The organism is Planctomicrobium limosum (assembly GCF_051465645.1).
Lineage (GTDB): Bacteria > Planctomycetota > Planctomycetia > Planctomycetales > Planctomycetaceae > Planctomicrobium.
In genome coordinates this window covers 2,829,597-2,842,023 of sequence record NZ_CP195790.1, presented here as the reverse complement: position 1 = coordinate 2,842,023, position 12,427 = coordinate 2,829,597, and the positions used below count along the sequence as shown (strand labels likewise).

At 51.5% G+C, this 12,427-nt stretch carries 7 protein-coding genes; 3 read left to right on the top strand and 4 right to left on the bottom strand.

All coding sequences use genetic code 11. The annotated features are described in order from the left end of the window. Positions 1-92 precede the first annotated feature (92 nt). Entirely contained in the window at positions 93-1,016 is a 924-nt protein-coding gene (locus SH527x_RS10645; RefSeq protein WP_437190658.1) for a DUF1559 domain-containing protein, read from the bottom strand. 830 nt (positions 1,017-1,846) lie between these two features. Here SH527x_RS10645 and SH527x_RS10640 point away from each other — a divergent pair. Further along, positions 1,847-2,749: a DUF1559 domain-containing protein gene (locus SH527x_RS10640; protein WP_437190657.1), complete on the top strand. Its 903-nt coding sequence runs from the start codon at positions 1,847-1,849 to the stop codon at positions 2,747-2,749. Positions 2,750-3,103: 354 nt separating this feature from the next. Then, complete coding sequence (locus SH527x_RS10635) at positions 3,104-3,556, top strand: hypothetical protein (RefSeq protein WP_437190656.1); 453 nt, start codon at positions 3,104-3,106, stop codon at positions 3,554-3,556. Positions 3,557-3,654: 98 nt separating this feature from the next. Here SH527x_RS10635 and SH527x_RS10630 read toward each other — a convergent pair whose 3' ends face one another. Together SH527x_RS10630 and SH527x_RS10625 are read right to left on the bottom strand one after the other, a co-directional pair. Further along, positions 3,655-5,127, bottom strand: coding sequence for a sigma-54-dependent transcriptional regulator (locus tag SH527x_RS10630; RefSeq protein WP_437190655.1), 1,473 nt, complete (start codon positions 5,125-5,127; stop codon positions 3,655-3,657). Next, positions 5,124-6,689 (bottom strand): sensor histidine kinase, encoded by a 1,566-nt coding sequence (locus SH527x_RS10625; protein WP_437190654.1) that lies wholly within the window; start codon positions 6,687-6,689, stop codon positions 5,124-5,126. Before SH527x_RS10625 ends, SH527x_RS10630 begins: the two co-directional genes overlap by 4 nt. Positions 6,690-7,161: 472 nt before the next feature. Between SH527x_RS10625 and SH527x_RS10620 the strand changes: the two genes are divergently transcribed. Then, positions 7,162-8,583 (top strand): sodium-dependent bicarbonate transport family permease, encoded by a 1,422-nt coding sequence (locus SH527x_RS10620; RefSeq protein ID WP_437190653.1) that lies wholly within the window; start codon positions 7,162-7,164, stop codon positions 8,581-8,583. 224 nt (positions 8,584-8,807) lie between these two features. Here SH527x_RS10620 and SH527x_RS10615 read toward each other — a convergent pair whose 3' ends face one another. Continuing rightward, on the bottom strand, positions 8,808-12,221 hold the full coding sequence (locus SH527x_RS10615; RefSeq protein WP_437190652.1) for a GAF domain-containing protein: 3,414 nt from the start codon (positions 12,219-12,221) through the stop codon (positions 8,808-8,810). Positions 12,222-12,427: the final 206 nt, after the last annotated feature.

The following is a 12,427-nucleotide window of genomic DNA, read 5'->3' as shown; positions in this document are numbered from 1 at the left end:
GCGACGAGCGTAGTGTGTGTAAAGCGGATTGTTCTGAAGTCGCCTCAGGCAACATTGAGCACATTGCCGGAGGCGCGCCGACAGAGCCTCGGCTAAAATTCTCCAATGACATTGCCGTCATTGTGGAGACCAAGGTTTTGCCAGGTGGTCATGTTGATGTTGTCGCCAATGAATCGTGCTGCGCCGTCGCCCAGCAAGACTTGAACTCCGCCGGTGTGCATGCTGCGTGCACTGAAAATCATTCTTCGATTGTTGAAGGCCGTGTACCGTCCGAAGCAAACTGGCTTACTGTTAGTGTCACAACTCGCTACTCGGGTGTCATCCGGGACCGATGTGTTCGGTGAGTAATTGACGTGCATAAATGGGCCTTCGGGATAATGCATAATCCCGCGCATGTCGTTTGCGTTCGGTCCTCCTTTTCTCAGTTCCCCGACGAGAATGGTATTACTCATTCCGTCTGTGAAGTCCTGCGAAGAGAGACGGGAGTTGCATTCAAACGGACCAACATTCACGCGGTTCGTCGGGTTTGGTGACCAAGGTGGGCTGGTCGTGTTGTCGAAGTTAATTAAGGGACCGATTCCGTTGTTCGCCCCGTAGTTACCGCGTGCGTATGTGCTGAATGCGAGGACATTATTTGTGACGTCTGATGGGCAAATCATCGAAGTCACTGGAGTACTGGTCACAATGAAGTTCGGGCTGGTGGTTGATGTGCTTCCGAAGTTCAGGTTGAGGTTTGCCTTGTTATATAAGGTCGACTGATCGATGTAGGGGAAGACCTGTAGCACCCAAGTGGATTGATTGTGGGTGTTTGGTGGTGCCTGCACATACCCGGGTGGGAAAACCCTGTGAGTGTCCAGATAATTGTGCAGTCCGAGCCCCAGCTGTTTGAGGTTGTTCTTGCACTGGCTGCGGCGGGCCGCTTCGCGTGCCTGCTGCACAGCGGGGAGCAGCAAGGCGATCAGGATCGCAATAATCGCGATGACCACTAGCAGTTCAATGAGTGTGAAGGCCTTCATTCGCCTTCTGTTCTTAGACCGAATACTTGTAAGCCTGTTTCTGCTGTCCATAACCCATCTTTCTGTGTGCTAATGGATTGCGAAATTTGAGTCGGCTGGAGAGATGTCGATGCGGAACTGAATGAGTCGAATGGAAACTTGAGAGGCGTATCGTGAGATCACTACTCGATTGAATCACTGGAGATATTTAAGTTTGTTGATTTGTCTTGGGTGAATGTACCAACACTGTTGATTCCTTTGAATTGAAATTCCAGATTTTGCCCCAATTCTGGATTGATAAAGACTCGCGATCTGATCGCTGGCACTTTCGAAGTGAAGATCAAGGCGTAGCCGATTGACGACGACGCTGCTGGCGCTGAAGTAACGATAGCTTCGCAGGAGAGGTTTGACTGACGGCTCGACACGAAAGCGATTGCGGTCATTCCGTTGCCGCGTGTTGCCGCGATTGGAAGCCGTATGATGCTATTCAGGCGTCGTTTAAGTCGTGGGGGTGTTTGCTAAGAAGAGCACGAAGTCACAAGTTGACGGTCTAGGGCTAGTTCAACATACGGCAGCTTTCTATTGCCTTTTGTGTCATGTTCTGTTGCAGATTATTTCATCTGAAGACATACGGTTGTGGATAGGTCCAGTTGGTAATATGTCAATCGGAATTGTCTTATGGGATTCCGTCTTATCGCTTTTGCAGTCGTTCTTCTCATTGTTTGGGTTCGTAATTGAGGTCCTCCGGAATGTCTTCAGTTTTGAGTCGACAGCGAACAAACGTGAGGTTCAGGCCTCGCTCTCTTTCTCTACATTTAAAGTGGAGAGGATTCACACTTATCGAACTGCTGGTGGTCATCGCAATTATTGCGATCCTGATCGCTTTACTGCTCCCCGCTGTGCAGCAGGCACGCGAAGCAGCTCGTCGCAGCCAGTGCAAGAACAACCTCAAGCAGCTCGGGTTGGCTCTGCACAATTACCACGATGCCCATAGCATTTTTCCGCCAGGAAGTGTTGGGTACGTTTACGTCGACGGCGGGAATGTCCCAGTGCGATCTCCCTCTTTCGGTCCGCTTGCGCTTCTTCTGCCCTATATGGATCAGGGGAATATCTATGCAAAACTGGACTTCACTCGAAGCTTCTGTGATCCAGTGAATACCCCGCAGATTGGGACTGTGATGTCTGCTCTGATTTGCCCTTCGTACAGTGGACCATCGTCATCTGATCAGGGGCACTGGTATCAAGTGACACCCCGAGTGAAATTCTTAGCGTCAATTACAAATTATTTGCCAGTGATGGGATACAACACGTCCGGTGCCACCCAAACTGCGGCAGTTGCACCTCCTCAAACTCAAAGGGGAGCATTCTGGGCGAATAGCAATTCGCGAATCCGGGACTTCATTGATGGCACTTCCAATACTCTCGTCTTCGGTGAGTATCGCCCCACCATTCTGGTCGATGTGGGTTGGGGGACATGGGATTATGACAGTCGTTGGGCGACTTGGGCTGGCGGAATCATGATTGAAGGAAGTATTGGCGTTCGTGGAATGCGATACGGGCCGAATCAAATCATTCCTAAAGGCGGATTTGCTGTTAACGACGCGACGTTGATGCCATTCAGCTCTGGGCATACCGGAGGCGTCCATATGTTGCGTGGAGACGGTGGCACTGTGTTCGCCAGCAACAATGTTGACATCGGGATTTGGCGAGGGTTGTCGACTGTTGCAGCGAACGAAGTTATCGGAGAGTTCTAGGCCAGTTTGGCCTCTCAATTGGCCGCACAGTCGACTTCTCGACAAGAGGATGTCTGAATGTCGCGAGGCTGCAACGCGATGCAATTTCGAATTGCACTGGCGTCTCATTCATTTCGCGATTGCTCTGTTGTTCTGGGCTGAAGACTGTCTGCTTCCATTCAATTTGAAGTTGGAAGCAAACAAAGTAAGTAGAGTTAATAGCAGCATCGGATTGGATGAATGTATCCCGTTCGATGCTGTCATTCTTTTTCTGTTGCTCCAGAAGTGGCATTCAGCTGTCGCTGCAATTTTGACTTTTTATCTCTCCACCCGTCTGAGTGGAATCGCTGCATTTCTTATGTGAGGAGTCGTTTCATGAATCGTCGCGTGCTCAGGGGAGCCACCAGCTCCATATTGGGGCTTTGCCTGCTGATTTTTTCTGGTTGTAGTCGGGGACCAGATGGGCCGGCGATTGTTCCGGTAAAAGGAGTGGTGATTTACAAGGACAAACCATTGGAAGGTGGTCAGATCACCTTCATTCCGGACCGCGACAAAGGGACGACCGGACCGATGGCAATGGGCGCGATCAATGGGAACGGGGAATTTACATTGCGAACGACGAACCCGGACGATGGGGCAATCGTCGGGGCTCACAAGGTCGTTATCAGCTATTACAAGTCCACACCGTTCGACCCGAACAACCCGGCGCCACCGCTGAAAGACATTTCGTTGGTGCCAGCCATCTATGCTGACGAAAAGACAACGACGCTGACTGCCGACGTCACCACAAACAAAGACGACAACGTCTATAAATTTGAGTTGAAATAGCTTATTCGGAAGCGGCTCCATTCGCGACGACGAGAATGTTCTGAAAAGGCTTTTGGTGCATGGAGTTCAGCGGAACAGTCCATTTACTAAAGGCTTTTTCAGTTTTCCGAATCGCTGTCTGATGTCGAGTCCACTTGCAGGTTCAGCCCGCGCAGCTTGTTTCTCAGTGTCATTCTGGCAATCCCGAGCTTTCTGCAGGCATGGACTTGATTGCCATCGACGTTCTGCATGACTTCTTCCAGAACGATTCGATCGACCGCGTCGCAGACTTCGTGATAGATGTTTGGGACGTCGTTTTTTAACAATTGTTGCACGAACGTTCTGAGGTTGAATTCCTGCACTGGCTCTTCTGGTGCAGGTGCTGCTTTCGAATTGGCCCCGTTGAGTTCGGATTTTGCCTTGCTGATCGCGTGTGGAAGGCAGTCGATCGTGACGATGTCACCTGTGGATCGCGCCATTGCAAAGCGGATCGCGCTTTCCAGTTCACGGACATTTCCAGGCCAATTGTAGGCTCGGAGAAGGTCCATTGTTTTCGGAGTGATGGTGTGAACCGGGCGTCTTAATCGCTGGTTGAACTTCTTCAAGAAGTACTTCGCCAAAGCGGGGATGTCTTCCAGGCGGTCACGCAGTGGTGGGACCTGTAGCAAGAACACGTTCAGGCGATAATACAGGTCCAGACGGAACGCACCGGAATCGATCAGTCGGGGGAGGTCCTTGTTTGTTGCGGCGATGATACGGACGTTCGTTTTAACGGTCTGTGTGCCACCAAGTCGCTGGAATGACTGATCCTGAAGTAATCGCAAAGCCTTGGCCTGAGTTGCGAGACTCATGTCACCGATTTCGTCTAGGAAGATGGTTCCTTCATTCACCTGTTCGAACTTCCCGATCCGGCGTTGATCCGCCCCGGTAAACGCTCCGGCCTCATGCCCGAACAATTCACTTTCGAGCAGTGTCTCAGGGAGGGCAGCACAGTTAATGGCCAGAAACGGCTTCTGGCTGCGCCGGCTATAGTGATGAATCGCTCTGGCAACGAGTTCTTTTCCGGTGCCGCTCTCTCCGAGGATCAGAGCAGGCCCATCTTGAGGAGCGATTCGTCCAATGGTTTTGTACACCTCCTGCATGGGAGGAGATTGGCCGATGATTCGGTCTGTTTCACGGTCGACTTCTTCTGAGTCCTTGTCGACAACAACTGGGACATGGCTCAGGTGGCTGACGGTGATTGCATTAGTGACGACGGTTTCCAGTCGGAGCACATCGACCGGTTTGAGCAGGTATTCAAACGCCCCACGCCGCATTGCTTCAATCGCGGTTTCTGTTGAGGCATAGGCCGTGACGATGATCACAGGGAGTCGGGGATCAATCTTGGCGATGCGATCATATGCATCGAGGCCGGATAGGTCCGGGAGCCGCACATCCAGGATCACAACGTCCGGGTGAGCTGATGCAACAAGATGAATTCCTTCCTTTGCTGTGGGTGCGGAGATGACTTCCAGCGTGTCACTTTGCAGGCATTCCTTGATGGAGAAAGCAATGTTCGGTTCGTCATCAATGACCAGGAGTTTCGCTTTCACGATGAAATCTCTGCAGGAGGGAGAAGATGCGGACTGGTGGAAACTTCGGAGACGCGGGGCAGTCGGATTTCGAAGGATGCACCTCCTTCAGGGCGATTGAATCCGTCAACCGTTCCGCCGTGATCGTGGATGATGCGCTGGCTGATTGGTAGCCCGAGACCTGTGCCGGTTTCCTTGGTGCTGACAAATGGTTCGAAGATGCGCGGGTGCAGGTCCGCAGGAATTCCTGTCCCACGATCCATGACTTCAATTGTGACCCACCGTTGTGAATTTCCTTGATTGGTGCTGACGGACTCTTTCAGGGTGACTTCAATCTCGCCCCCTTCCGCCTGAGCATCCAGACTGTTGATAAACAGGTTCAACAAGACCTGTCTGAGTCTCATTGCATCTGCATTCACTTCAATCGGGTAATCAGGCTGATGAAATGTCAGCGTGACATCTTGCAATGATGCTCGTGCAGAAACGAGATCGAGAGCCTGTTTGATAACCGACGCGAGACTGATCGGCTTTCGTTCGAGTGGCTGTGGGCGAGCAAAGTCCAGAATCTCCTGCACCAGACCTTCCATGCGGCGAATTTCTTCGTCCATCACCTGGAGTTGTCTCTGCGTCATGCCTGGAGAATCTGGTCGGGAGAGAGCCTTTTGAACCAGCATTTTCATTGGCATTAAAGGGTTGCGTAACTCGTGAGCTAAACCGGCTGCCAGTTGCCCGATCGCAGCGAGCTTCTGACTTCTCAGACTTTCTTTCTCGCGCTGCTGGAGACGTTCGACGATGACAGCGACCTGACTTTCGACTTCTTTCAGACCAGTCTGGAGGCCTCCCAATCCTCCTGTTGTCGAGACTCTGACCGGCCCGACAACCTCCTGGAGTTTGTCGGCAGTGCCACGAACGGAGATGTCCAGATTCAGGATCTGTCGGCGAAGTCCCCGAGCGATTCCGATCCCGGCAACCAGCCCGGCAAGTCCTCCACAGACGCCGAGCAGCAGGAATGCTTCTGTCATCTGTGTCGCTGTTTGTAGATTCGCCTGGTGTGCTCGATCTGCAGCAAGTTCGTTCGTCTGGACGTAGGCACGAATGGGAAGCCGAACCTGTTCGTTGAGAATCTCGTCCAGTTCCATCGCGGCTTTACGTTGCAATGCGTCGGATTCAATGTCGCGGACGTTCGCCAGCACCTCAAAGAAATGGTGGCAACTTTGGTCGAGCTCTGTCCAGATTTCCTTTGCGCTCCGCGGATTTCCAAGTTTGTTCTGGGCTGCTTCCGAACTGGCATACTCGCCAAGATTGTGGAGGTGTTCGTTCACCTGGGAATGCAGGAGCTCGATCTCGTCGAGATAGTCGTCATCTCGTTTCAACAGATATTGACGCAAACATTGTCTGACGTCGCTGACAACCAGCAGCAACCGTTGCGCTTCCAGAGAATTGTGAAACTCATGATTCACGAGATCGGAGACCGACGCCTGGTGTTGTCGCACGTTCCACGCGGCGAGGCTCCCGAGACCAACCAGCAGCAGGCTGATTAGCAGCATGGGCGCAAAGATGTACAGGAGGAAACGACTGTCCATGAACATTCCTGATCGGGAAGGGACTTTCGTTTCGTCAACAGGCGTTGCAGGAGATATCGACGGTTCGCGCGTTTGCATTCCGTCTGTGTCTGTCATGGATGTTCAGTGTTGTCTGTGGAGAAAGTGCATCAAACTTCTTTTCAGTGTCCAAATTCTAGCCGTTGAACAGAAGGGTGTCTGGAGAATTTCATATTCGAGCGAGTTGATTTCGGATTCTCAGCATTAAGCCGCGAGGCATTGTGTTTAAATAAGTGTCATTGGCGAAAATCATTGCGGAAAGCTTACAGAGAGATAACACCGGCCAGCGCGCGAAAAAATAATAGGACATCTGTTTTGGTACGCTCTCTGCAATAGGCAGGTCTCATCAACGTCCAGCAGATGTAAACAGCGAAACTGTCGTTTTCGTAATAAATCTGCCTGCTTGAATGCTCAGTCAGACTGCGGAGTCTGATCCCGCCTGTGGAGTCGATCGATGGTAGAGAATCTTCTAAGTCACTTTGCTTTGCTTGCCAGTGGTACGATAGGCTCGACGGCGAACGCGGTGGCAGGGCTCCCGATTCCTTCCGAAAATCAACTCTCACTCTTCCAGGAGTTCGGACACAATTTCATTCACAATCTTTTCAAGCCACTCCTGCTGTTCTTCTATGCAGGATTCCTGATTCCGATTTTGCGTGTGAAGTTTGAGTTTCCGAAAGTGCTCTATCAATCGATCACAATTTACCTGCTGGTGTCGATTGGTTGGCACGGAGGTGAAGAACTGGCGAAGTTGAGCTCAGGGAGTCTGATGCAGGCTCTGGGGTTTGTGATCATCGGGATCGCAACAAATTTCACCATTGGCTTCATTGCCTATCTCTTGCTGCGATCGATCACGAAACTTCGCCGAGTCGATGCGGCGACAGTGGCCGGCTATTACGGCTCGGATTCAGCCGGAACATTTGTGACCTGTGTCGGAGTGTTAACGGCATCAAAGATTGCCTTCGCGCCTTATATGCCCGTCATGCTGGCGGTGATGGAAATTCCTGGATGTCTGGTTGCTTTGTTGATCGTGTCTCGCTTACGCCAGAAGGGAATGGACAGCTGTGGAAACATGCCTGACGAATTCGGGTACGTTCAACGGTCGGCCACCAGCCTGAAATTGGAAACAGTAAGACAGAGTGTCGTCGCTCGTGAACGGAATCTGACCTATGCCCGATCCAGCAAGACGACAGTCGTGGTCGGTTCCGGGCCCGGTCTTTCAGATGAAGAGGTGGAGCACAATGTCGAAGCTGAGCAGTTCGAAGATGATATGGCATTGCGGGAACATGATCATGGTGATGAACCAGTCCCATCAAAGAAGGGGATCAACGGCGAATTGCTTCATGAAGTGTTCTTCAATCCCGGGATCTACCTGCTGTTCGCAGGGATCGTGATTGGATTCATCAGCCGGTTGCAGGGAAGTGCTGTTACGACTCCGGACGACCGATTGTTCGTGGACCTGTTTCCCCCGATCCTGTGTTTGTTCCTGCTTGAGATGGGAATGACAGCATCAAACAAACTGAAAGACCTCGCAATTGCCGGGTGGAAGTTTGTGGCCTTTGCACTGCTTGCACCGAACGTCTTTGCGACGATTGGGATCCTGATTGCCCATGCCTATTCCGTGTTCCTGAATCAACCATTTGAGATTGGAACGTATGCGTTGTTCGCCGTGCTCTGCGGATCGGCTTCCTATATCGCTTTGCCAGCTGTTCAGCGCATGGCGATTCCAGAGGCGAGCCCAACACTTCCACTCGCTGCGTCACTTGGATGTACATTCAGCTACAACGTGACGGTCGGAATCCCAGTTTATATTTTGATCGCCAAGCTGGTGACATCGAGCTATCCAGTTGCAGGTCAACTCCTGCAGGCGTCGATGTAGTCTGCGACAGTTTTGTCTCAGTGAATTGCCTTACAAAGAGAGCTGCATTTTCAGTGACTGAAAAAGCAGCTCTCTTTCTCTTTATTTATGTCCATCGCTGATGGATGACGACTTATTGGCTGTCAGGGAATTTCAGCCCACGAACGGTTCGTTACAGGTTGAACGAGATCTGATTCGAACATCGCAATGAGGCAAGTTGGAAGTCGCTCTGAAACCTGTCTGGATCACGACGTTGCACTATTGGTCGCTGGGGATTTCTGCATGATGAGTTGGTAGAGCATCTGAGTGCTTACCGGCTTGATCAGGTGGCAGTTGAACCCTGACATCGCTGACTTTGAACGGTCTGATTCCTGGCCGAAACCTGTCAGAGCCACCAGTTGAATGTGGCTGAGTTCGGGGCTTGAACGAATCATCTCGGCGAACTGATAACCATCGATATTCGGCATCCCGATGTCCGAAATAATGATGTCTGGTTGGATCTTTTTCGCCAATTCCAGACCGGTCAGTGCGTTGTCAGCTGTGTAGACCGATTGTCCCAACTTTTCCAGAAGTCTGCTGAGCATGTATCGTGCGGCAGGAGTGTCGTCGACCACAAGCACGCGGCGGTTTGGCAGTTTATCTGAGGACAATATTGGGGCCGCTCTCTGCGCCGCAGCTTTGGGATGAATGCGGGGAAGCGTAACGCTGAATGTGGTCCCTGTTCCGATGTCGGCTCGACGAACAGAAATTTCCCCGTTGTGGAGTTCCACGAGCCGCTTCACGAGTGTCAGACCAATTCCCAGTCCCCCCTGAGAACGGCTGATCGACCGATCCACCTGCGTAAACGGTTCGAAGATGAGTTTCAACATTGATTCAGGAATGCCGATTCCGCTATCAGTCACTTCAACAGCGACCTGATTCTCCTCCGGAATAATATGCAGGCTGATTTCTCCATTGGGGTCGCTGTACTTCGCGGCGTTGTTCAATAGGTTGGAGAAGACCTGAGAGAGTCGCGTCTGATCTGCATCCAGCCAGATAGGTTTCTCTGGCAATGCGAAGTGGACGCGATGCTTGTTTGCCGCGATGACAGAATCACTGGTCTCCAAGGCATTTTTGAGAACGGTGGCGAGTTCGGTTTCGCAGCGGCGAAGTTCAATTTTTCCACGAGTGATTCGAGAAACATCGAGCAGGTCGTCAACAAGCCGGATGAGCTGTTGAACCTGTCTCTGAATGATGCTTTGCAACTCTGTACAGGTTTCCGGGGAGTTCTTTCCGAGTTGCAAAACTTCGATTGCATTGTGAATCGGGGCAAGCGGATTACGAAGCTCGTGTGCCAGCGTCGCGAGGAACTCATCTTTACGGCGGTCGGCATCCTGCAATGCAGCGACAGCCCGCTTCTGCTGATCAATATCAATGATGACACCGATCATCTTTCGAGGGGAACTGACGCTATCGTAAAGAATCATCGCCTGACACTTCAGCCATCGAGTCTGACCATCTGAGTGCGTCCCTTCGTATTCAATGTTGAGCTCTGATTCCCCTTCGTGCAGGCAATGCTCAATCTGTCGCCGGAGTCGAGTTGCCGAATCTGGCGGACTGCGGTTGATCCAGTCGTCCACTCTACCGGAGAATTGCTCAAGGTTGATCCCGTAGAGGAGGCAAAGTTCTTCGGTCCAGATCAGCTGGCCTTCTGAAATCCGCCATTCGAAACTGCCAATTCGACCTGCCTGCTGTGCCAGTCGCAGGCGGTATTCATTCTGGCGTAACTCTCGGGAAATTCGCGCTCGTTCAATCGATTCCCAACATCGCAGCGCGACTTGCTGTACGAGTTCAATCTCTTCTGGCTGCCAGACGCGAGGACGAATTTGATTGACTCCCAGAGAAGCAATCAGATGCCCTGATTTATGCAGCGGAACGCAGATGAGAGAGGCGATTTTCAGGCTGCGATACTGTGCAAGTTCTTTCTGGGATCGGTCCCCGCTTTCGATGTCATTACAGACGAATGTTCGTCCGGCCATGACTGAATCGGCGAGGTCTTCGCTAATGTCCGTCAGTCGGTAACGTCCGACAATACTACTGACCCCTTCGTTGTAGTCTCCTGTCAGATTGAATGTGTTTTCATCTCGCTCGAACTCGGCGTAAGCACATCGGTTCACTTCAAGGTATTGAGCGAGCAATCTGGCTGCGGTCTGTGTGATTTCCTGCGGCGAGACTTCCCCCTGAACTGCGTCATCCAGTTGGACGAGGAAGCGATTTCTTGCCTCTGAAATCGATTGTTGATGAATATCGTCGCAGAAGCCGATCCATTCGGTAATGTCGCCGTCGGCATCGATGACAGGCGTGCTTCGCGAGCAGACATGTCGATACTCACCAAAACGGTTCTGCAAGCGGTATTTGGCCGAATAAGAACTGCTCTGTGCAATGCATGATCTCCAGTTCTCAATAACGCCGTCTCGATCATCAGGGTGAATTGCATTGAGCCAACCCCGCCCGCGGAACTCATCCCAGGCTTGACCTGTGTAGTTTGACCAGGACTGGTTGTCAGAAACCATTTCCCCCTCGGCATCTGTTCTCCAGATGGCAATGGGGATTGATGTGAGAACTGTTCGGAATCGACTCTCGTTCTCTATCAGCTCCTGTAACGCACGTGCCTTTTCGATGTGAATCCATGCTTTGTCTGCAATTTGCTTCACCAGCCGAATTTCATCGTCGGTCCATATGCGAGGTTTCTTCTGTTGAACTCCCAGCAGCCAGACGGTCTCTCCACCTTTGCGGAGAGGGCAGATGAGACTGGGAAACGCCGCGGTCATTTTCTCTGTTGAAGACTTCACATCGTCAATGAAGTCTGGTTCTTGCATCCAGTCGAATGGGGTGAAGAATCTGTTCTCCGAAGCCACTGGCTTGGGAGTACTGATTGCCAGCGTTTTTCCTTGTCGAAGGAGATCAATTCGCAATTCACTGATATGCTTGACGTCTGCCTGAGTCATCGTTTCGGATGGATGCTTGGACCATTCATGCCGGATTCCAATCGAGAGTGGGGCAGCATTGAGTTCCGCAAAAAAGCAGTGATCGACATCCAGTACCTGTCCCAGAGACTCCATTGCGATGGACATCACCGAATCCTGGGCGTCCTGATTTTGTGTCGCTTCACTGAATTCATACAAAGTCCGTAGAAGATGTTCACTACGGAGAGCGATGCTCGCGATGCGGCTGGCTTCGATGGTATGAACAGCTTGCTGAGCATAAAGATCCAGCATGCGTAACTGAATCTGGTCGGGACAGTGTGGGGTACAGAAATGGGTTGAAAGGATTCCGACAAGTTTCCCGCTGCGATTGATCAATGGGGTCGCCTGCACGCCTCGATAGCCAGCTGCAATCGCGGCATCTCGAAAGGGTTCGTACAGATTGTCTTCCAGAATGTCAGGGACAATAACCCGTTGACGACTCTTCAACGCTCGACCGCATGCCGAGCCGTCAACCTCTGTGATTCCCTGAAAGTGCTTGAGCTTTGCGCTGTCAAAACCACGATGCGCAGCAACCGTAAGAGTTTGAGTCTCGGGTATGAGCATTTGAATGTTGCCCATTTCCGCATCCAGCATCTCAATCGCAGCGTTCAGAATTGCATCCAGTTCAACACTGATTTCGACGAGTTTTTTCAAGGTTGACCTTCAGATCTGTTGGAGGCAGTCGCGGTCGGAGATTTCGGTTAAAAAATCAGTATCTCCCGATTCTGACGTCCCTTCTTCGTTTTCGAATCAGAAATGCCGTCAGCAGGAGTTTCGCTTCGAAGTCGAAACAAGGGGGGATCAACCGCAACCCGGTCATCGCCATATTCTCATTGCGAAGATATCTCTGATTCATTCGA